22 protein-coding genes are annotated in these 20,506 nt (G+C 45.0%); 6 read left to right on the top strand and 16 right to left on the bottom strand.

What is annotated here, in order from left to right; genetic code table 11:
- Positions 1 to 4 precede the first annotated feature (4 nt).
- The 4 genes from ACH19P_RS12565 to ACH19P_RS12580 all read right to left on the bottom strand — a co-directional run bounded on the left by ACH19P_RS12565 (position 5) and on the right by ACH19P_RS12580 (position 4,112).
- A complete protein-coding gene (locus ACH19P_RS12565) occupies positions 5 to 1,735 on the bottom strand; it encodes an efflux RND transporter periplasmic adaptor subunit (protein ID WP_462158868.1) in 1,731 nt (576 codons plus the stop codon).
- The gene (locus ACH19P_RS12570; protein ID WP_462158869.1) at positions 1,735 to 3,132 is read right to left on the bottom strand and encodes a TolC family protein; all 1,398 of its coding nucleotides are present in this window, start codon (positions 3,130 to 3,132) and stop codon (positions 1,735 to 1,737) included. Before ACH19P_RS12570 ends, ACH19P_RS12565 begins: the two co-directional genes overlap by 1 nt.
- Complete coding sequence (locus ACH19P_RS12575) at positions 3,132 to 3,629, bottom strand: DUF411 domain-containing protein (RefSeq protein WP_462159351.1); 498 nt, start codon at positions 3,627 to 3,629, stop codon at positions 3,132 to 3,134. The genes ACH19P_RS12570 and ACH19P_RS12575 overlap by 1 nt, the downstream gene beginning before the upstream one ends.
- A gap of 96 nt (positions 3,630 to 3,725) precedes the next feature.
- A complete protein-coding gene (locus ACH19P_RS12580; RefSeq protein WP_462158870.1) occupies positions 3,726 to 4,112 on the bottom strand; it encodes a hypothetical protein in 387 nt (128 codons plus the stop codon).
- 250 nt (positions 4,113 to 4,362) lie between these two features.
- Between ACH19P_RS12580 and ACH19P_RS12585 the strand changes: the two genes are divergently transcribed.
- Positions 4,363 to 5,193, top strand: a complete 831-nt coding sequence (locus ACH19P_RS12585; protein ID WP_462158872.1) for a helix-turn-helix domain-containing protein — start codon at positions 4,363 to 4,365, stop codon at positions 5,191 to 5,193.
- Between the two features lie 84 nt (positions 5,194 to 5,277).
- The gene (locus ACH19P_RS12590) at positions 5,278 to 6,672 is read left to right on the top strand and encodes a S41 family peptidase (protein WP_462158873.1); all 1,395 of its coding nucleotides are present in this window, start codon (positions 5,278 to 5,280) and stop codon (positions 6,670 to 6,672) included.
- A 138-nt stretch (positions 6,673 to 6,810) separates the two neighbouring features.
- On the opposite strand, the gene ACH19P_RS12595 is transcribed toward ACH19P_RS12590, so the two are convergent.
- The 5 genes from ACH19P_RS12595 to ACH19P_RS12615 form a co-directional block, all read right to left on the bottom strand.
- Positions 6,811 to 7,059, bottom strand: coding sequence for a hypothetical protein (locus tag ACH19P_RS12595; protein WP_462159352.1), 249 nt, complete (start codon positions 7,057 to 7,059; stop codon positions 6,811 to 6,813).
- Positions 7,060 to 7,127: 68 nt separating this feature from the next.
- Positions 7,128 to 7,577 carry a hypothetical protein gene (locus ACH19P_RS12600; RefSeq protein WP_462158874.1) on the bottom strand — a complete coding sequence of 150 codons (450 nt, stop codon included), beginning with the start codon at positions 7,575 to 7,577 and terminating at the stop codon, positions 7,128 to 7,130.
- A complete protein-coding gene (locus ACH19P_RS12605; protein WP_462158875.1) occupies positions 7,519 to 8,202 on the bottom strand; it encodes a hypothetical protein in 684 nt (227 codons plus the stop codon). Before ACH19P_RS12605 ends, ACH19P_RS12600 begins: the two co-directional genes overlap by 59 nt.
- Positions 8,203 to 8,253: 51 nt before the next feature.
- On the bottom strand, positions 8,254 to 9,240 hold the full coding sequence (locus ACH19P_RS12610) for a nuclease-related domain-containing protein (protein WP_462158876.1): 987 nt from the start codon (positions 9,238 to 9,240) through the stop codon (positions 8,254 to 8,256).
- A 115-nt stretch (positions 9,241 to 9,355) separates the two neighbouring features.
- Complete coding sequence (locus tag ACH19P_RS12615; protein ID WP_462158877.1) at positions 9,356 to 9,610, bottom strand: DUF3297 family protein; 255 nt, start codon at positions 9,608 to 9,610, stop codon at positions 9,356 to 9,358.
- Between the two features lie 183 nt (positions 9,611 to 9,793).
- Between ACH19P_RS12615 and ACH19P_RS12620 the strand changes: the two genes are divergently transcribed.
- Positions 9,794 to 10,942, top strand: coding sequence for a hypothetical protein (locus tag ACH19P_RS12620; protein WP_462158878.1), 1,149 nt, complete (start codon positions 9,794 to 9,796; stop codon positions 10,940 to 10,942).
- A gap of 59 nt (positions 10,943 to 11,001) precedes the next feature.
- Here the strand turns inward: ACH19P_RS12620 and ACH19P_RS12625 are convergent, their stop codons facing one another.
- From ACH19P_RS12625 to ACH19P_RS12635, 3 genes are all read right to left on the bottom strand, one after another.
- Entirely contained in the window at positions 11,002 to 12,003 is a 1,002-nt protein-coding gene (locus ACH19P_RS12625) for a family 43 glycosylhydrolase (protein ID WP_462158879.1), read from the bottom strand.
- Positions 12,004 to 12,125: 122 nt separating this feature from the next.
- Positions 12,126 to 12,788 carry a cupin domain-containing protein gene (locus ACH19P_RS12630; RefSeq protein ID WP_462158880.1) on the bottom strand — a complete coding sequence of 221 codons (663 nt, stop codon included), beginning with the start codon at positions 12,786 to 12,788 and terminating at the stop codon, positions 12,126 to 12,128.
- 121 nt (positions 12,789 to 12,909) lie between these two features.
- Positions 12,910 to 13,797, bottom strand: a complete 888-nt coding sequence (locus tag ACH19P_RS12635) for a LysR substrate-binding domain-containing protein (protein ID WP_462158881.1) — start codon at positions 13,795 to 13,797, stop codon at positions 12,910 to 12,912.
- A 106-nt stretch (positions 13,798 to 13,903) separates the two neighbouring features.
- Here ACH19P_RS12635 and ACH19P_RS12640 point away from each other — a divergent pair, with 106 nt between their 5' ends.
- Positions 13,904 to 15,070, top strand: a complete 1,167-nt coding sequence (locus ACH19P_RS12640; protein ID WP_462158882.1) for an MFS transporter — start codon at positions 13,904 to 13,906, stop codon at positions 15,068 to 15,070.
- Positions 15,071 to 15,157: 87 nt separating this feature from the next.
- Here the strand turns inward: ACH19P_RS12640 and ACH19P_RS12645 are convergent, their stop codons facing one another.
- A complete protein-coding gene (locus ACH19P_RS12645; protein ID WP_462158883.1) occupies positions 15,158 to 15,730 on the bottom strand; it encodes a hypothetical protein in 573 nt (190 codons plus the stop codon).
- 58 nt (positions 15,731 to 15,788) lie between these two features.
- Positions 15,789 to 17,090 (bottom strand): hypothetical protein, encoded by a 1,302-nt coding sequence (locus ACH19P_RS12650; RefSeq protein WP_462158884.1) that lies wholly within the window; start codon positions 17,088 to 17,090, stop codon positions 15,789 to 15,791.
- 263 nt (positions 17,091 to 17,353) lie between these two features.
- On the opposite strand from ACH19P_RS12650, the gene ACH19P_RS12655 reads away from it, so the two are divergent.
- Positions 17,354 to 18,043, top strand: a complete 690-nt coding sequence (locus tag ACH19P_RS12655; protein WP_462158885.1) for an alpha/beta fold hydrolase — start codon at positions 17,354 to 17,356, stop codon at positions 18,041 to 18,043.
- Positions 18,044 to 18,229: 186 nt separating this feature from the next.
- Positions 18,230 to 19,006, top strand: coding sequence for a substrate-binding periplasmic protein (locus ACH19P_RS12660; protein ID WP_462158886.1), 777 nt, complete (start codon positions 18,230 to 18,232; stop codon positions 19,004 to 19,006).
- 70 nt (positions 19,007 to 19,076) lie between these two features.
- On the opposite strand, the gene ACH19P_RS12665 is transcribed toward ACH19P_RS12660, so the two are convergent.
- Positions 19,077 to 19,523: a MarR family winged helix-turn-helix transcriptional regulator gene (locus ACH19P_RS12665; protein WP_462158888.1), complete on the bottom strand. Its 447-nt coding sequence runs from the start codon at positions 19,521 to 19,523 to the stop codon at positions 19,077 to 19,079.
- A gap of 116 nt (positions 19,524 to 19,639) precedes the next feature.
- Complete coding sequence (locus ACH19P_RS12670; RefSeq protein ID WP_462158889.1) at positions 19,640 to 20,464, bottom strand: LuxR C-terminal-related transcriptional regulator; 825 nt, start codon at positions 20,462 to 20,464, stop codon at positions 19,640 to 19,642.
- Positions 20,465 to 20,506: the final 42 nt, after the last annotated feature.

Here is a 20,506-nt window from a genome sequence, read left to right on the forward strand (position 1 = left end):
CTCATTAATGCATAGAGTGGTCAACAGCGTTTTCTTGCTGCTCACCCTCTAATAGAGAGATTTCAGTAATAACGAAGTCATCGCGCACTTCAAAGGTAAAGGTCACCGAAGCCCCGATTTCCAATGCCGACACATCAACACCGTCTGCCACTGCAAAGTCCAAAGTTGCAGCTGGCCTACCCCATTTTTCAATAGGGCCTCGGCTAATGTTCAGCACACGACTTTGTTCGTCAATCGCGTTGACAACGCCATCAACGGTAGCACTAGAAACCTCAGGTTGTGTCATGATATGAATGCCTGTGAGTTCATAACCGCCATCCGCTGTTTTCGTCACTTCAAAATGCAGTGTTTGCCCTGATTTCAAGTCATTGATGTCCACCGTATCTGCCACGGTGAAATCCATGGTCATTTCTGGCCAATCCCATTCTTTGGCAGGACCATGGGTGATGTTCACCATGTTGTGCGATGGCATCACACTATTAATCTCACCTTCCATCCACACGGAATTGGGCTGTTCATCAACCGCCATACGCTTAAAGTCAGAGTTTTTGCTTGATTCTGAGTCAATCAAGAATTGCGCAGAGGTGACAATCACATCCCCTTCATTTAGGCCATCAAGAATCTCAATGTCATCTTCGCCTACACGACCAAGTGTCACTGCAATTGACTTAAATTGACCATCACCAAAATCCACCACAACGCGGTCTTGTTTACCGGTGCGGATCACCGCTTCTTTAGGCACAACCAACCTATTAGCGCTAGGCTCAGCCATAATTGCGACTTGCGCGAACATATTCGGCTTTAATTCATAACCCGGATTATCAAAGCTCAAACGCACCCGTAACGTGCGAGTTTGGCTATTAAGCGCGGGATACACATAATCAACCACACCATCCCATTCTTTGCTTGGTAAATAATCTAGAGTCATGGTAACTGGCAACCCTTCTTTAATGAGTGCCGCGTCACGCTCGAAAACTTCTGCTTCAACCCACACTTCATCCAATTTAGCGATGCTCATTAAGGTCGTGCCTGGGCTAACATAGAAACCTTCGCGAATTTGCAGGCCATCTATCACCCCTTTTTGCGGCGAATAGAAAGTGACGTTTTGCTCTACATGCTTGGTTTTTCTGAGCTTGGCGATGAATGCATCACTTAACTGCAAGGATTGCAAACGTGCGGTGGCTGCTTCAATCAACGAGTTGGTATTACGGCTAAGTGCAATTAAAAACTCTTCTTGTGCGTTTACTAGCTGTGGCGAATACAGAGTATAAAGTGCTTGGCCCTTCTCCACGGGATCGCCCGCCGCCTTTACGTAAAGCTTCTCAACCCAGCCATCGACTCGCGGATGAATATGGATAAGCTTGTCTTCATCATATTGCACATAACCCACCGTTGAGATGGCGGTATCTATAGCCTTCATTTCTACACTCGCTGTGCGCACACCTAAATTGTGCACAACGTTTGGTGCTATTTTTACCGCGCCAGGACCGATGTCATCGCCGCCAGTGTCTTCTTCATAAACGGGGACTAAATCCATCCCCATCGGTGACTTACCCGGTTTATCGCGACGATAATTTGAGTCCATAGGCGCAACCCAGTAAAGCGGCTTCTTTTCACCTGATTCGGCACTTTGCCCCTCAACAGCAGGATGTTCACCTTGGAAAAGCGTCATCGCGCCTGCTCCGAGCAATGCGCCAACAATTACAGCGATAATAGTTTTGTTAGTAGCAGGCATTATTGTTCTCCAATGTGGTGTTCATGTTCAGACATTATTTTGCTGTTGTCTGAGTGCTCGAAGCGAGATAAAAAGTAATTGATGCGCGCCACTGTTTTTAGCACATCAACATCAATTTTAAGTGCGGCAATACGTGCATTTAGCTCTGCGATGCGCGCCCGTACAACCTCTGCGAAGTCGCCATCATCATGGGTATAAGCGGTCAGTGCAGCTTGCGCTTGGTCATGGGATTGTTTGATTAACTTTTGCGTGTAAATGTCTTTGCGCTGCGATAAACGCGTGAGCTGCTTGAGCTCTTTTTCAACAGCGCTGACCATCTGCTTAGTTAGAAGCAGCTTTTCAGTTTTTACCGCTTCGGTTTGCGCCACTGACGCAGCAACTTGCTGGTCTTGGCGTTTTTCCGTAAACAAAGGTAAGTCGAAAGTGACCCCCACGGAGAAGAAATCGGCACGACTATCGCCAGAAGGCATGTCGTCGCGGTAACCATAACTGGCATTCACACCCCACTGCGGTTTGTAACTTTGCTCCGCTATTTCAATGCCTTTAGCGAATGCCTGCTCTTTTGCATCAATCGCCAACAATGCAGGATGTGCAGCCAATGCTTGGGCGAGGCGATTGCGCGAGTAAGTATCCGCAGAAAGGAGTTCATGGTTGCTCAATCTCAGTGTTGGCAACTCGTTAACCACCGCATTGATATAGTTGCTGTGGTCATAGTTAAACGCCAATTCTGGCTGGCTTTGGTCATACACATGCAGCCATTCATTGAGCTGCGCAAGGCTGGTTTCCAGCTTTTGCTTTTCAACCGTTAACCTGTCTTCCAATTGCACCATTTCCAGTTGCGCACGAATGACATCTTGTTGACGAGTTTTACCCACAGCACTGGCGTAACTCGCTTCAGCGATTTCGGCAATTTGCTCAAACAACACGCGATCTGACTCAATAAGGGCAATGGTGCGCTGCGCTAAATACACATCCAGCCATAATTGCGACACGTTACTGCGCAACTGGGCCTTACGGTTTTCACGCAACAGCGGATATTGGCCTGCTTGTAAGAGCAATTGGCTAGCTTTGAGTTGCAAACTATCGCCGCGGGGAAACATTTGGCTTACACCCACTTTAAGCTGGGTCATGCCCTCTTGCTCAAAATCCCACGTATCCACAGGCAGATTCATCAATCCCACTGATACTTGCGGGTCCGCCAAGGTACTCGAGGCAATACTTTGGCTCTCAAGCGCTTGCTGCTGCAGACGATTCCCTTGTAGCCACGGATCGTTTTGCTGTGCTAATGACACTGCTTGTTCTAGCGAAATTGATGTTGCCTCATAGCTATAAAGTGCATTGCTGCTCAGACTCAACCCCAATAAGAGCATGGCTGAGTGTTTCATATTGAATGACATTAGAACTGCTCCTCGTAGGTATTCACCTTGGCATAGGGCTTACTCGTACCATCTTTAAAAAGTAGTAATACTTGGTAGGGCATGAACTTGTCTTCTACTTCCATGCCGGGCGAGCCAATCGGCATGGCCGGAACCGAAAGACCAATCGCGTTCTCATGTTTTTCTGAGAGAAACTGGCGAATAAACTTCGCTGGAACATGGCCTTCAAATGCGTAACCTTCGTGTGAAAGTGCAGTGTGGCAAGAGCGATAATTGGGGGCGATACCTAACTGAGATTTAATCGGATTGATATCGTAAAAGTCTTTGCCCTCGGCTTTAAAACCTTGGTCAACAAGATGATTTATCCACTTTTTGCAACAGCCGCAGCTTGGCGTTTTGGCCACAATAAGCTCTATCACATCGCGCTGAGTATTTACTGGCTTACGCTGCTCATTTGCGTCAGCAAGCAATGGAAACATCAACAAAAAAGTGACTAATTTAAAATAGATTTTCATTATTCTCGTCCTGACTTAACGTCGTTTTTAGCGCATAAAATAGCGCATTTACTGGCGTAAAAATCGAATGTGCGTGAAATTTGGGCGCACTAACCCTGCTTAAGCAAAAATGGGCGGACGAAATAAAGAAGTAGAAATGGCGTTTGGTTGGGCTGCGCGATTGCCTATTACGGCTTCGCTAAATTTGACGACACCCGTTGCTGCGGTGTCCGTGTTAACTAAGGTAACCGAAGTACATGCATTGGTAGGACAAAAACAAGTTACTTCACAGCAATCATCTGCTGAGTCATCACTGCGTGTCATGTCATCGTGCATCATACCATCATGACCCATTGCAGAATGGTCCATCATCGTATTCATGTTCATATGAGATGGGTGTGCATTACTAGCCATTTCACACGACATCGCGCTCGCAGCAAATGCTTGCCCTACTAGGGAAACTAGCATCACTGTGATGATCAGTGCGTTTGAAAAAAGCTTAGACATATCAATCTCAAATTAAATGACCCAAACAGGGTAAGTCAATTTGAGAAAAATGTAAATGCTTCAAAATCCTCCATAGGCGGCCCAACAAATCTATCTGTTGACTAAGTTAATAGCCTTTCAACTCCCACAATTGAAATCTTTTGTGACATCTTTGCACTGCAATTTGCCCTTTGTTCGCTTACATTATCCTAAGCAAATCATGATTTTGGATTGAAGCTTTGGCAAACTACATTGAGGTAAAGCCACCTGCGTGGCTTTCCCCTATATAGAGGCATTCTGGTTACGAAAAATAAGCGGCACGGCGTCTTTGTTCCCACAAGGCGTCTTCGATTTACTGGTGCATACAGCACCGTTGTCATTTTCCAATTGTAACAGTCACAGCAAATCACTAGACACTGGAATAAGTGTGTTAGGACAGCAACTGTATGCTTATCAAATTACGAGCAAGCACCCACAATGGGTGTTAGCCGCAAGAATAAAACCATTTGCGTTTTTTCAGCAGTCGCATATCAGTGCGTATGAAATTAAAAATACCTGTGAAAGCACCAATGAACTATTTGCCCACTCCTTTAATTTTGAGCCTCTGTATCCTTGGCTTCAATCCTTAGGCAATGAAGTGAGCTTGGATGAAATGAGTAAAGGAGTGTGCATGCTCATGCCTTGGCTAAAGGCACAGTTTTATAACGACCGATACACACTTAGCCCAATACTGCGCGCACAAACTAATTCAATTCTTGATACCCGCGGCGATATTCTTATAGGTGAGATTTGTCAGCGCTTTGACACTAGCAAGGTTACTTTACGTAATCACTTTATGTCGCACATTGGTCTGTTACCCAAGGAGCTGTGTAAGGTATGGCGTATAAATCACTTTCTTTTACAGGCCGCAGACCCAAGTATTAGCCTGACTGAAGCCGCGCTCGATGCTGGCTATTTCAATCAAGCCCATCTTAATCGGGAATTTAAATCCATGTTCGCGCAAACTCCTAAAGCCTATCTAAAAAGCCATGCGGTAGGTTTGCCACACATCAACAACCACGCGATTCAAAGTCGATTTAGTGGCCAATACGACCCCTTTTAGGTGCACTTTACTTTTTTACAATTTTTTGCCGTTGAGTTGCGCTTTACTGAGTATAAATAGTCCTTTTACTTAGGGAATAAGTGGATGAAAACAGTAAAGAGAACCGCACTTTCGCTGGCTATGTTGTTGAGTTTTATGAATCCGACAGCGTTTGCTCAACCCATTGATAAACAACAAAAACAAACCACAATAGCGCAAATTTCAGCGCTCATGAAAGAGCACTATGTATTTCCCGAGACGGCCAAGGTAACAGGTGAGAAGTTAACCGCTGCACTCACACAGGGCGAGTTCGATCAATATCAAGATAGTGAGGCATTCGCCGAAGCCGTGTCCACTTGGCTGCAAGAACATGCCGAAGACCGTCATTTGCGTGTAAGAGCAAACCCAGTGAAAAAGACAGTCACTGGCGCTGAATCCCAACTAAGAAAAAAGCTCGTGAGCCAACCTCGATATGGCTCGCTCACTAAAGGTGTGGTAGCTGCACAAGTGCTTGAAGGCAATATAGGCTACTTGGACTTACGCGGCTTTGCACACTTACCTGAGAGTAAAGAGTATCTGGATTCAGCTATGAAGTTACTGTCTAGCAGCGAAGCGGTAATTATCGACTTACGTAAAAATGGCGGCGGCTCACCTGAAACGGTGCAATATTTGTGTAGCTATTTCTTCGATGAACCACTGCTTCTCAATAGCTTGTACTTCCGCGAAGACGATGAAACCCGCGACTTTTATGTGCTTGATGAGGTCAACGGCAAAAAGATGCCTGACGTTCCATTGTTTGTGCTCACCAGCGACCGTACCTTCTCCGGCGCAGAGGAATTTAGCTACAACATGCAAACCCGTAACCGCGCAACCCTCGTGGGGCAAACAACAGGCGGTGGCGCAAACCCCGGCGGCATGTTCACTATCAATGACGACTTCCGTATGTTTATCGCCACTGGCACAGCAATCAACCCTGTAACAAAAACAAACTGGGAAACCGTGGGGGTAAAGCCTGATGTGGAGGTAAACGCGGATGATGCTCTGGACAAAGCCATCGCCTTAGCTACGGAACAACTCGGTGGGGACTGGCAAAAACTTAAAGCTCAGCGCGAAGTAGGTGCCGATAAACTGTTTTCATTATTGGCTAATGTAAAAGCAAGCGATGAGAGCCTAAACAGTATAAACAAGGCTTATCACAGCGAAGTAACTAAGCTCATCACTTCGTTAGCTATATCAGACCGTGATCTGGCCTATTTAGCACATGAAAGTTGGGAGCAACATCCTAAATATGCTGCTTTTTTACTTGAAATCGCGGTGGGCATAAATGACAAAGAAACCTTCCTATATGAGTATTGGGCACGCTCATTAGCAAAGTTAAACAACCCTGAGAAAGCCAAGCAGATTATTGATCTAGGGCTCACAAAAGTTGAAGGCGAAGAGCACGTAGCCATGCTAAAAGAGGCGCTTGCTGAAATCACGGCCGAAACAAAAAAGCTTTAAACGTCTAACTGCAACCAAAGCCAGTTAAATGAACACATTTAGCTGGCTTTTTTAATTGTCGTGCAAATCCCCTAAATATAAAAAAGGCCAGCACTGCTGACCTGTTCAATCTACTCGTGTAAACAATAGCACTGAAGATTAATGCTTCTTCGGCGCGCCATCTTGAATCATTTCTTTACCATTTTCATAAACAAAGGCACTCACCCAACGCCCATAAAGCAGTTGGTGATTTTGGTCTAAAACAGCCACAAATGGACGACCATCTGCATTGTTGGTTGCTAGCGCAATGCCGGTTGCGTTTTCAAGGCCTAAACTGCCACTCTCAACTAAACGTAAGAAAGCCTCTAACTCGTCCAATGTTTCAATGATATCGTTATCGCTAATCATCATCTTTACTCAATTACTACTTAATGAGCCTAGAGTACCAGTTTCGCGCAAATGGATAAATAATGCCTTTACGACTTAGGTTTGTATTCCCTAATAAAACGTAACTCAAAGTCACCATCAGGCAACTCTTCACACAGATGCGCAAAGCCATAATGCATCACGGTATTTATGTCAGATTCAATCGGCACCTCATTAACCAAACGCTGCATGCCACTGAGTAACTGTTTTGCGCGCTTATCCTCACCAGTGCAGCCGTACTGCACAACGGAATAAAATTTAGCATACTGGTCACCGCCATCAATGGCGGTTTGCAGCATGTCACTGGCCTTTTGCCCCTCATTCACTCTGGCCAAAATAAAGGCGGCACGCGGTTCTTGGCGATAATTCACCAGATAGTTAAGTATCGTTTTCGCCTTGAAGGTTGATAGTGGGTACTCACCTTTGTATCGACCATACGCATCAAAATGACGGCCAGTGTAGTAACTGTAGGCGTAAAATAACGCTTCCTTCGTGGTCAAGGTGTTTAGGTGTCACATCAATATTCTCCGCTTCATGACGCTGCACACTTTTTTGATAATCTTGTGCCCAAGCCTGCTGTTGGTTCACACTATGGAACACATGTATTGCAAACGCAGTCACCGCATTAGTGAAAGCAGCGCCCACTAGCACCAAGGGTAAAGCCAAATACCAACGGTTTTTTGCAAGCCCCCCGCTACCGTGACTGTGCTGCTCAGTTAATACATAAAACGCATTGTTCTCGGTCATTGGAATGCCTTTTCGAGCAAAAAATGCCGACGCCCATGCACCCGAAAGAAACAGCCCAAGCAAGATGACTCCCCAAATCGTGCCCGTGATCACAATGCCAATATTCACAGCCACGACCACCAACACCACGTACGCAACCAGCGCAATCATTGCGAAGCGACGAAGATACCCCTGACCATGAGCACGCACCGCAAACCCGAGTCCCACCCCAGCTAAAAACAACATCATCGGCGAAAAATCCGGTGCAAAATAATAGACCCCATACCAAGTCAACAGCAGTGGAATACACCATATCGCGGCACCGATTGCGGCTTTGAGAGCGTGCTGGTTATTGAGTTTTGCGTTAACGCGTTCGAGTTGAGCTTCATCTACGTGCATAGTGTTATCTTATTGTTTTTATGTCTATTTCTTAAATTAATTAGGTTTACTTTAGCCTAGATGAGCCATGCGTTCATTCACTTGGCGTAGGTGCTCTCGGTAATCCTCTTTTGTCGTTTGCTGCTGCCTTAGAGACAGTAACACATTGATTTGTGTCAGTTGCTCAGCGCTAAACCTTTCAATTTGGAAATTAAGAATGTAGCGGATCATGTCACTCAGCATCACAACATTAGCTGGCATGGGTGTCTTAAACGTTGCTTTGTCGTTAAAAACTACCAGAGATTCGATACCACTTTGCAACGCCAGATATGCTATTACGGCTTTGCAGTGCTTATAATTCTGTCGAAGGGGATTCATAAAGGGCGTTTTAGAGCGCACCGTGCTTTGTGTCCACTTCGCTTGATGCTCGCTACCAAATATCCACCCCTGATAATTCTTACTTTCAATGACGAATATGCCATACGGTGTAACCAATAAATGATCCACTTCTGTCCATTCACCGTTTTCAGCCCTAAACAACATGTTCTTGTATAGGGTAAAGCCAATTTCTTTAGTCATTACTTCGAGCAGCCGATTCACCTGCCACTCACCGATTGCTCCCGCTTTTACAGTGACCGTGACTCTAACTACTGCTATTAATGCTATGGTCAGTAAAAACCATAAGCCGTACAGGAACAGTTGTTTAAATATTGACTCAAAGGCATTAACGGGCTGTGTTGGATGAGCCGTCTGAGGTATACGGACACTATTGGCAGTCCTATCTTTTACTGCCACAGGCTGGCGAACTTCGCCGCTCATCGCTTTCTTCTCAGGTATATTTGTCAGGTACATCGCACTATTGGAGCGTGCAACCACTCTCGGTTTAATACAGTGTTTATCTAGTTTTTGTTTTGCACTGCGGTACTGCGGTGACAATTTATTATGGCTAAAATCAGTTGCTTGATGTTGCAGTAGGATGCACTCAGATTCAGTGTATTGCTCGTTGGCGAAAAGAAAATTAGAAAGTAGCGACAACGCTACAAAGAGAATCCATTTCATTGATATTTAAGTAACCACGTCCAGTGTGAAGTATTAAGACTAAGCGCCCTGACGCTTATTTTCAATCACAAAAAAAGCAGGCATAGGTGCCTGCTTTTATAATCAATATGAATGCTTACGATTCGCGGTAGAAAACTTCCACTGTGCCTTTGCTCTTCATTAGTAAAGGTTGGCCGCGACGGTCAAGTGCTTTTGGTGAGGCAACTTTAATCCAACCTTCGCTGATGCAGTACTCTTCTACGTCAAAACGTTCTTTACCGTTAAAACGAACGCCGATTTCATGCTTTAGGATTTCTTCGTTGTAGAACTTGCTACGCGGGTTGATTGAAAGCATATCTGGAATTGCTGGCTTTGCACTTGAATCTGTCATTGTGATGTTTCTTTATAGATAAATGTGTGCGCTATTGTAGGTAATCGCGAAGCGTTGCTCAATCTTGTTTCACACTTTTGTTCACCTCGCCACGAGCGCCACCTCAATTTGTTGCGCTCTTCTTGCTTAAGTAGGATAGTAAGGTTTGTACCCGCAATAATAAAAACACTGTATAGGAAACGCATGACTAAATTACTTCTTGCCTCCAGCCTAATTCTATCTTCTTTCTCTGGCCTCGGTGCAGACCTAACAGTGGAAGAACAACGCATTGAAAAAGCCACACAAGCCATGCCTCAAGTCATGGCTGCATTTAACGATGACATAAAAGCTTTTGAAAAGAACTGGAAGAAAGCCAGCAGCTACCAACAAGCCAAAGAATTGGTACTCGATTATTCGAATCAGTTATGGCGCGACGCGAAAAAACGCATCACGACGACCAACAACTTTGATGACCGTGAACTGTATTGGGCGCGCCTGCTCTCGAGTAAAGTAATGCGCTCAAGCACACCTAAATTTGCTATCAGTGATGCACAGCGCTCTGCGTTACTAGCCTTATTAGAAAATGGCAGTCGTGGTCGCACGGATTTAGAGTACACCCACGGCACAAACAAAAAGATTCTATTAACTGGCTTTGACCCCTTCTTGCTCGACAGAAACATCAATCAAAGCAATCCATCCGGCGTTGCAGCATTACTACTCGATGGCCAAGTAATTAGTTATGAGGGCATTGATGCTGAGATAAACACGGTGATGATCCCCGTGCGCTATGAAGATTTCGACAACGGCATGATTGAAGAAGTGCTTGCGCCCTACTATGCCCTTAATAATGTCGATATGGTGGTCACAGTGAGCATGGGTCGCACCGACTTTGACTTAGAACGTTTCCCCGGCAAGCGCCGCAGTGTGACTGCTCCTGATAATGCCAATATTGTTTATGGTGGCACGCAAACAGCGCCGAAGATTTCAAGCCTCAATGGCCGCCCTCTGCCTGGCAATGAGTTTGTCGAATTCAGTTTACCCGTGGCTTATATGCAAAAGGCACAAGGGCCATACAAAATTAATGACAATCACGAAGTCACAACCTTAGAACAAACCTTTCGTCCTGGCAGTTTAAGTGCACTGAAATCCGCGATTGCCGTTAATGGTGGTGGCGGTGGTTACCTTTCAAATGAAATCTCTTATCGCAGTATTCGTTTACGTAATGAGCTCAATTCAAGCATTCCCACTGGGCATATTCATACGCCACGAATCGCCCAGTTTGAACCTGAAACAGAAGAGAAAATAATTAAGCAAATCAAAGCAATGCTGGAGCAAAGTTTACCGGCATTGTAAAAGCTACTGGTATAAAAAAAGCCGCCAATCTGGGCGGCTTTTTCGTAGCTCAAAATTGATCAATACAATTCGAATAGTGGTCTTCCACCGTCATCAAATTTCACTTCCATAACGCGGGCATGACGGTTGGGATCGTAAAGTGGATCTTTTTTGATTTCTTCGAGCGAACGCGTGTCTGTTTTTGGCACCACACTGGGCTCACCCACCGCATGTTCATAATCTCGAGCATGATAAACACACAGTGGCGTTTCATTATCTTCAGCCACCGTGAAGCAGTTATGACCTGGGCCAAAAATCTGCTTGTCGTAATCTGTTTTCAACACAGGCATGCGTGTTTTGGTCCACGAGTTACGGTCTAACAAGTCTGCATTTTCATCTGCTTCCATGTAGCCCATGCAGTAGCATGCACCAGTTGCACTCGCTGAGAATGCGATGAAAATTTTGCCATCATTTTTGAGTACAGCGGGCCCTTCATTAACCCAAAAGTCCACACGCTCCCAATCGTAATCAGGTGTTGTGAGCATAAACTGAGGCGTTTTCAGCTTAATCGGCGACGCCATCTCGGCAAGATACAGGTTCGAAGCGGCAAATTGGCCACCGGTTTTCTCAGCCCAGCAAAAATAGCGTTTACCATTGTGCTCGAACACCGTGCCATCGAGAGAAAAATCAGTGAATGACTTTTCATCACCTTCGGCAGCCTGCATCATGCCCAACTCAACCCATTCGTCGTTAAGCGGGTCTTGGCCTTGGCACTCCAACACATATGGTCGCAACGCCCAAATATCGTCTTCTTCACTAGCCGCAAAGTAGACATACCATTTACCATCAAGATAATGAATTTCAGGTGCCCAAATATGACGGCTCATCGGCCCGCTTTCATGTTTGAACCACACATCAAATGTTTGCGCGTCTGCCAAACCTTCAAGCGTTTCTGAACGTCTCAACTCGATGCGATCATAAGTAGGCACAGAGCCGGTGAAATAGTAGAAACCATCTGAGTGCTTATAAACAAAAGGATCTGCGCGTTGTTCAACCAATGGGCTGTTTGTATTAATTGCCATCTTTCAACCTGATTGCGAATACGGAACTTAATTTAATATTATATTACTTATTATTGATAACCGACACAAACCCTATTTGTGTTAATGGCATTAAGTGCCGTTGCCGCCCATGCTTTTTGGCATCAGCGCGGATGTTCAACGGGCAAATGCCCCACTTTTACTAGAATCACGGTTTGCTCATCCACGTATGGGGTATGTTCACTCATATGGGGGCTACGCAACCATGTGCCTTGCGGGTAGCTGCCGTGTTCGTCAATAAACTCACCACTGAGGACTAAAATCTCTTCACCACCGAAGTGCCTATGCGGTACAAACTGCTCCCCTGGCGGCCATTTTACCAAAGCCGTATGTTCATGCTCGTAGCTGTGCAATGGCATAACTTGTAAGCCTCCTTGGCCTGGCTGCCACGATGTTTCATTGGTATTGATTCGCACAGTGACCGCGTCATGCTCATCAAATTGATTAAGCTTCACGAAAATCACGCAGCCTTGCTCGCTAAAAGGAGCGTGCACACTGTTGGGGGGATTACGAATATACGTGCCTGCGGGGTAATCACCGTGCTCATCAGAGAACACACCTTCGAGTACAAAAATTTCCTCACCTAACGGGTGGGGGTGTGGTTTAAAACGCGAGCCTGCCTCGTACTTCACAATGCTGGTTGTGTGGCCTGATTCCTTCTCTTCACGTTCAAGTGGCTTACGCCATACTCCTTTCGCAGGGCTCGCAAGCCAAGGTTGTTCTGCCGTTTTGATCGCAAGTTTTTCGGCAAAATCCATATTTAACATGGTGACTCCTAGCTAATTCGCGTTTACGCGATTTTATGGGCTTTGATATTAGGAAAGATACTACATGAGCGCTGAGTTGGTTCACTTGCACAAGAAATTTAGCGTTAAAAAAGAGCATATCTCACAAGCACAATCTAGGTTGAATAAAGTCTAAAAATGCGCTGATACGTGATGATATCGCACTGTTTCGATAATAAACGGCCTGCACTGCTTCGCGCCTGTTGGGGGATTGCACCGCATGTGGCAACACCTCAAGCAAACGGCCATTTTTTAAATCATCGTGAATCATGAAATGAGACAACAAGGCAATACCTTGCCCCGCTATGCACAGATGTCGCACAGTCTCTCCACTGCTCGCAGTAATCGCAAAACTAAGCGACAGCGATTCTACTAGCGGCCATTTATTCAATGAGGGTGCATCAGTGAAGCCGATTAACCGATGTGATAAGAGTTGCGCATTGTGCGTAATGGGCTGATTGCTCGCCAGATATTCTGGCGATGCCACCATTTTAAGTTCGCTGCGCCCTAACAACCGCGCATGCAAGTTCGAATCTTTCAAATCACCAATGCGAATAGCAACATCCGTTTTGTGTTCTAGAAGGTCGATGATGCTGTCATGGCTGGTGATATCTAAACGGATATCGGGATAGGCACAAATGAAATCATTCACTAACGGCGCGATTTGATGAAAGATAAACGGACTCGCCGCATCAATGCGTAGTTTCCCTGATGGCTTACCACGTAATTGCCGAAGCGCCTCTTCCCCCTGCTCTAGCGTATTTAGTCCAGCGCGAGCAAATTCTATAAACAAGGCTCCTTCTTCGCTTAACTCAATGCGCCGTGTAGTGCGATTAAGCAACGTGCAGTTTAAATGAGATTCTAATCGCGACACCGCGCGAGACACTTTCGCGACTTGTTGATTCAACAGCGTGGCCGCCGCCGAGAAACTCCCGCTGTCTACAACCGCTAAAAAAGCTTCCAAATCTTCTGTTTTCGCTTGTACTGGCATAAGTAAACTTTCTCATTTTCCACAAAAGTATTTTGTCACTACCGCTATTTTTTGCAATTAAAAAGTTCGTCATTCTATGCCTCTAATTTTTGATGAGGATAAATCCATGCCTTTAGCTCTAATTGCACTGACGCTCAGTGCTTTCGCAATCGGCACCACTGAATTCGTGATTGTGGGACTGGTACCCACGATTGCTACTGATTTAGGTGTCTCTCTCCCTTCTGCCGGTTTATTGGTTAGTCTGTACGCCATGGGAGTCGCCGTTGGTGCGCCGGTATTAACCGCCCTGACGGGGAAGTGGAATCGTAAATACGTGTTACTCGCTTTGATGAGTTTGTTCGTGTTGGGTAATCTACTCGCTTGGCAAGCGCCTAGTTACGAAACGCTCATCTTGGCGCGCATTTTGACGGGACTCGCTCACGGTGTGTTTTTCTCTATCGGTTCGACCATCGCCACAGGCCTAGTCGCCAAAGACAAAGAAGCCAGTGCTATTGCCATCATGTTTACGGGTCTCACAGTAGCCTTAGTTACCGGCGTCCCTTTGGGCACATGGATTGGCCAGAGTTTTGGTTGGCGAGCCACCTTTTTAGTTGTATCTATGCTGGGCCTCATAGCACTGATTGGCAGCGCGATATTGGTGCCGAATAACTTGAAACAAGCTAAATCTGCAAAGCTATCTGAACAACTCAACGTGTTGACTCAACCGCGTTTGTTACTTGTTTATCTAATGACAGCACTGGGCTATGGCGGCACATTCACCGCGTTTACTTACCTCGCCCCTATCTTAGAATTAGAAGCTGGATTCAGTGCATCCATGGTGGGTATCATCATGTTAGTGTACGGCGTCTCAGTTGCCATTGGTAATATTTGGGGCGGTAAGTTGGCAGATAGAAAAGGCCCTACAACCGCGCTCACGCTCATTTTCAGTGGTCTTGCAATCACGCTATTGATTCTGACTTTTACCATGTCGTCCCAGCTCCTAGCAGTGCTGACCGTGTTGGTCTGGGGTGCGTTTGCTTTTGGGAATGTTCCAGCTTTACAAGTGTATGTTGTACAACTTGCTGAAAAATACACACCCAATGCTGTGGACGTGGCATCAGGACTTAATATTGCAGCGTTTAATGTGGGGATTGCTATCGGTTCAGTTGTGGGTGGACTCGTTGTCCAAAGCATGCGCCTTCAAGATACCGCATGGATTGGCGCCATCATCTGTTTAGTTGCACTGGCAGCAACCAGATTAAGTGCTGCGATGGACAAACCCGCATTGAACTGAAGACCGATTCAATGGTGCTGTGTAAAGCATCCTAACTTTTTTCAGGATTATGCGGTGGCCAATAAGGCTCACCGCATCTTTAAATGATCAATACCCTTGCGGCTCATCTTTGGACGTTGAAGAGGTATCATCTAAATGGTGTTCATTGCTCTTTTCGTCTTTTGAACCATTTGATACATCAGAATCGGTGCGAACTGAGTCTCCAATTGCAACCGTAGTATGCCCCGCTTCAATTGCCCAGTTCTGCAACGCGCCTTCTAGCGTCTTATAATATAACTCTTTGGCTTCATCTTTTGATAATTGATAGTTCGATGAAAACTCACAGGCTCTAAAGAAAAGCTCACGTGTCATCAGCACAGCCGGAGTACGACCCGCTAATTCAACTTCTTCCGTACTATCATCCATGCCCGCATCTTCACTGCGACTACTGATGATGGATACATCAACATTGCCACCGTCGGCCTGATCAAAAGCGGCATCTGGGTGAGGCAACGAACAGAGATAATGTGAGCTGTTCCGAGACAATATATAAATCTGCCCTTGTCCAGCAGTCGTTGTCAGTACATGGCTATTGGTAAGGCTAGACTGGGTAGGATCTGGGTATTCGATGGAACTGCAACCAGCCAAAATAACCACTGCGCCAGCAATTAATAAACGCATAAAAAGAGTACCTCTTATTTTATAAACTGGCCTCACAAGAAGTGAGGCCCTAGTTTTATTAGTTCATTGCAGCGCCAAGCCACTGTGGTGCTTCTGTTGGATAAGGGTTGTCTTTTGGAAAGGCAATGCGGGTAGGCGCCATTTTGTTGTTCAAACCCCAGCCACGCAACTTGTCTGCGAACCACGTTTTTAGTGCAATAATGGCATCTGGGTGCTTGCCTACATAACGATTAGCAAGCGTACTTTGCTCAACGCCCAGCTCAGTTGCCTTTTTCAGCGCATGAGTCAGTAATTCTTGGTCGCCGTTGGCTGCGATGATATCTACCCAACTTAATACTTGGCCTTCGATATCACCTAATAAATCTGGGTACTTTGAAATGGAGTTAAGGTTACGAACATAACGCGCTAAGTCTTCACCTTTGACCATCAACATATGGTAGTCGTTGTTGAACGGTCCAGGGTTGCTATCCCATTTTCTAACAGAAAATGCCCATAGGTCATTTTTCTTGGCTTGCTGTATGTCTGTCGATTTCCACGGAGTACTGTGATAAACATCAACACCCGCTATCGCATCTCCTACACTCGTTACTTCTTGAGGCAGAATATTTGGGTAATTTCTACAGCTCACTGTAGAGCGGTCTTGCTTAGTCGCATCTCGGTTCGTTCCCAAACGACCATCACTGGTAATCCATGGCGTCTCTGGGTATTTATAAATACAGCCTTGTTGACCAGGGGCTGTTTCGTAAAAATCTTCATAGAAGAAGTTCGCTAAATCGCTCAAGCTATCAAAAGCCGCATTTGCGATCACCGTGTTTTCGCCTGCAATCATTGACGCCAACTCTTCAGCTGTTTTTGTGCCTGCCTCAACCTCTGCTTCGGCAAGTATTTTCACATTACGGCGGCGCTCTGACAGAAACGCGATACGGACCGTAGAAGCTGTTACATAGGTTTTGATCAGCGGCACGAAGTTATTGTGGCTCATGTGGGTTTTCACATTGCTTTGAATACTCGATGCTTCGGTATATAGGTCATGAATAGCCTGAGAGTTCGTTGTTGCATAATCCAACTGCCAGTTGTAGTTAACAATCGAGCTCATGACTGCGCCCAATTGCGTGTCTATCTCGTTCATTGCCGCTTTGTTGAAGCCTTCGTTAACAATATTCTGCACTTCTTGAGGTGTAGCCGCTGGATCCGCACCACCAAAAATCGATGAAAAGACTTCTCCAAGAACAAGTGTTGCTACTTTTTCTGCGATTTTTGTGCCTACATCTGTTGCAGGAGTCGCGTGAGCAGTAGACGGAAACTGAGACGCTACAATGACGGCAGCCGTTACTGCAGACAGCGCGAATTTCTTTAACATGATTATTTCCCTAATCTTTATAATAGTTGCACGAGCACGATAATTATTCGTAGGGAAATATAGCGTATATTATTGAAAAGTCTAAACTTTACCCATTTAAGGTAAATTAGTCTTATATCGTCGATATATGAATAATTACTCTATTTTTATCAACACGTTACTGCCAACGATTTTCCCCATATTTGTCACAGCACCAAAGTACTATGTTCAGCGCTGTTCAACTTTTATACGTTGTAAATGAAACGTTAAAAGGAGAACACACAATGATACGTTTATTGACGATAATTGCGCTATGCGCAGGTATGATCACAACCGCATTTGCGGCGTGCAGAGATAACGTTGTTTTGGTACATGGCAATACGGCATCGCCATCAAGCTGGAACAACACGATTAACGAATTACTCAGCAAGGGTTATTCAAGTAGCGAAATTTTTACCCCTAACTGGGGCTCCAAATCTTGCGCAAGTTGCAATGATCATAATGGCAGCGAAGAAACGCCTGTGCGCAATGCCATTCTTTCGGCTATCAACCAATCATGCACTGGTAAGATTGATGTTATCGGCCATTCAATGGGCGTGACCCTTGCTGCACAACAAATCTATAAGCTGGGGATGGCATCAGATGTCGATACCTTTGTAGGTGTAGCGGGCGCTGCTCGTGGTTTGCTCAGTTGCGGTGTTTACCCATACAACGTGTGGAACAGTACCTGCGGCTACTATGGATTATCCGTTGGCAGCCCATTCCTCAATAGCATTTATGGTAAGGCATTGGGAGATAAAGTGTATTCCATTAAGAGCTACTCCGACCAAATCGTTTGCTCAACGGGCACGTGCTATGTGTATGGCATCCACAGCAGTAGATTATGGGGAGAAGACGCCACCTTCACCTATGTGCTGGGCCACTTCGGACTGCAGACTGACACCTATGTCAAACAGGTGAGTTTGATTCAGTAGCTAACAAAAAAAGCGTGCAAATTAAATCCGTTGCACGCTTTTGCTAGCAATGCTTTCCCAGCATCTATTAACACCCTAGATCGTCAAACAACAAATCTAACTTCGTTAATGTATCTTTGTTATTGAACATACCGCTCAGTTAACGACTACCCTTAATTGTATTAATAAAAACACAGTGGTTTATCAGTGAAAAACTGGGTTGTATTGTTAGCCTGTCTATTTTTCAGTGTGTGTAGTCACGCTCAACAAACTATCAAAATCAGTACTTCTGACTGGCCCCCATACATCGACAGAAACCTCGAAAGTAAAGGGTTTGTAAGCCAAATAATTAAAGAGGCATTCGCGCAAGTAGATGTGAAAGTTGAATTTGTATTCTTGCCTTGGGCAAGAGCATATGATGAAACAAAACGTGGAAATTTCGTCGCCACGTCCTATTGGTACAAAGATAAGTCGCACAGCAAACATTTTATTTACAGCGATGCCATCACCCATGAAAAACTTGTGTTTTTTCATTTTAATTCGCTCTTACCCAATACTTGGAATGCACTCGAGGACTTCAATAAGCAAGTTATTGGTTTGACCCGAGGCTACACCTATACCAAATCAATTTGGCAATATGCCCAACGTCATCCAGACAACACTTATGTTGTTGGTTCCGACGAACAAAACTTTCAAATGATGCTATTAGGCAGAGTCGACATAGTGCCTGCACAAGAAATTGTAGGTTGGCAATATGTTCATACATTATTTCCACCACAAGATATAGCGCGAGTCCGAGTGATGTCGCCGGCTATAGACACCCCAACAGGACATCTGCTCTTTCCCAAGGTAAACAAAGATAGCAAAAAGATTCGCTCTCTTTTCAACAAAGGTCTAGCCAAGCTAAAAGAATCGGGGAGACTGGCAGAGTTACAAAGCACAGTACTTCCCTCAGTGAATCAATTTCAACACGACACACACTGATTCGCAGCACCTCAATGCAAGATTGATGACACATGACGTTTGAGACAAGCTCAATCAACGGCCACACTCATTAGTGAGATGCTTCAATTGCTGAAAAATGTAGAGTAGTTAACAGGCCTGCACACTGTTCGATTTGCTTCACACTCATCATTTGTGTCACCTTCTTAGCGCCTTGCTCGATGCTATCAGTTGCTTCTTGATAGACCCTGATACCACTCTCGCTGAGTCTGACTAAACTCATTCGCGCGTCTCTTTGATTGGTGACCTTTTCCACCAACCCTATTTTTTCCATCGGCTTGAGTAATCGGGTTACCCCAGACGCCGTTAAGCCAATGCTGCTTGCGAGTGATGCGCGTTTTAAACTGCGATCTGACGCAACATTCAACTTATGCATAACCAGCCATTCAGAAAAGCTCAAACCATGTAACGAAAGGGCATTTTCAATAGGTTTAAGCACTTGCCCTTGTGTTTTCACAAGCGCCAAAATCAATTGCATCGAATTTGAAAGTTCTGTCACGATAGTAATTCCAATCTATATAATACAACTTGAAATATACTTGATTGCTCAACTATTAATCAAGCTTTTACTTTTGTGAAATACTGATTTATCAAAAGTGATTGGTATGGGGTTTACTAATTTAAGTGCATTAGCGGGTCTGTTCTTGCGCCTTTTGGCAAGGCTTTTAGGGCAGTTATGAAGAGGTTAAAAAGCTCAGATTGGGAGTTTATATCTAGCTTACGGTACATATTCTTGCGATGGTATTTGATGGTCTCGATGGCGTTATCCATCTTTTGGGCAATAAATTTAACTGAGTATCCCTGCAAAGTGAAACGTAGCACAGCACACTCTTTTGGCGTTAAAACAGAGCTACCGAATAAATTTAAGGCTTCATCTAACTGCCAGCCCAGAGGCTCTTTTGTTCTGTCGCTATTGGCCAAATACCAATTATTTATCAATGCGGCTATAACAGGGTAAACACGTTCTAAGTCAGACACTTCTTGCTGTGAAAAGTTATTTTTACCCTCTGAGCGAACAAGTGACAAACTGAAGAACACCCCATCATCCACGCTAACGATGATGCACACTTCATCACGAACGTTTATCAAAGAATAAAACAGCCGATAGTACTCAGATTCATAGAATCCCGCAGGAGCAATATCCTTAAGCGCAAACACTCCAGTCGTTCGAGAATCAATAATGAGCCGATAAAATGGATCCAGTAAATACGCAACATCCGCATAATGGTTGATTTGGAGATGTTTACTTTCAGATGCCAGCAAGCGCTGGTGCGTGATTTCGGGTTTACCACCCACTGCGTATTTCGTTGCTAACCCACTTGTCGCGCCAACCAACTCTTCCAAAGCATATAACAATAGATTAATTGAATCAGCGCGTTCACATTGATTTAGCACCTTGGCTAAGTTTAGGTGCCAAGAAACCCATTTATTTTCTTCCATATGTTGATAATGCCCACCGTCATGTAGAAAAACGATCCCATT

This window comes from Pseudoalteromonas sp. GB56 (assembly GCF_054923835.1).

Coding starts and splice junctions, on each gene's coding strand:
- ACH19P_RS12590 (WP_462158873.1), top strand. CDS start 5,278: ATGAAAACAGTAAAGAGAACCGCACTTTCGCTGGCTATGTTGTTGAGT.
- ACH19P_RS12625 (WP_462158879.1), bottom strand. CDS start 12,003: ATGGCAATTAATACAAACAGCCCATTGGTTGAACAACGCGCAGATCCT.
- ACH19P_RS12565 (WP_462158868.1), bottom strand. CDS start 1,735: ATGCCTGCTACTAACAAAACTATTATCGCTGTAATTGTTGGCGCATTG.
- ACH19P_RS12630 (WP_462158880.1), bottom strand. CDS start 12,788: ATGTTAAATATGGATTTTGCCGAAAAACTTGCGATCAAAACGGCAGAA.
- ACH19P_RS12635 (WP_462158881.1), bottom strand. CDS start 13,797: ATGCCAGTACAAGCGAAAACAGAAGATTTGGAAGCTTTTTTAGCGGTT.
- ACH19P_RS12640 (WP_462158882.1), top strand. CDS start 13,904: ATGCCTTTAGCTCTAATTGCACTGACGCTCAGTGCTTTCGCAATCGGC.
- ACH19P_RS12605 (WP_462158875.1), bottom strand. CDS start 8,202: ATGCACGTAGATGAAGCTCAACTCGAACGCGTTAACGCAAAACTCAAT.
- ACH19P_RS12645 (WP_462158883.1), bottom strand. CDS start 15,730: ATGCGTTTATTAATTGCTGGCGCAGTGGTTATTTTGGCTGGTTGCAGT.
- ACH19P_RS12595 (WP_462159352.1), bottom strand. CDS start 7,059: ATGATTAGCGATAACGATATCATTGAAACATTGGACGAGTTAGAGGCT.
- ACH19P_RS12580 (WP_462158870.1), bottom strand. CDS start 4,112: ATGTCTAAGCTTTTTTCAAACGCACTGATCATCACAGTGATGCTAGTT.
- ACH19P_RS12615 (WP_462158877.1), bottom strand. CDS start 9,610: ATGACAGATTCAAGTGCAAAGCCAGCAATTCCAGATATGCTTTCAATC.
- ACH19P_RS12655 (WP_462158885.1), top strand. CDS start 17,354: ATGATACGTTTATTGACGATAATTGCGCTATGCGCAGGTATGATCACA.
- ACH19P_RS12570 (WP_462158869.1), bottom strand. CDS start 3,132: ATGTCATTCAATATGAAACACTCAGCCATGCTCTTATTGGGGTTGAGT.
- ACH19P_RS12620 (WP_462158878.1), top strand. CDS start 9,794: ATGACTAAATTACTTCTTGCCTCCAGCCTAATTCTATCTTCTTTCTCT.
- ACH19P_RS12670 (WP_462158889.1), bottom strand. CDS start 20,464: ATGGAAGAAAATAAATGGGTTTCTTGGCACCTAAACTTAGCCAAGGTG.
- ACH19P_RS12610 (WP_462158876.1), bottom strand. CDS start 9,240: ATGAAATGGATTCTCTTTGTAGCGTTGTCGCTACTTTCTAATTTTCTT.
- ACH19P_RS12650 (WP_462158884.1), bottom strand. CDS start 17,090: ATGTTAAAGAAATTCGCGCTGTCTGCAGTAACGGCTGCCGTCATTGTA.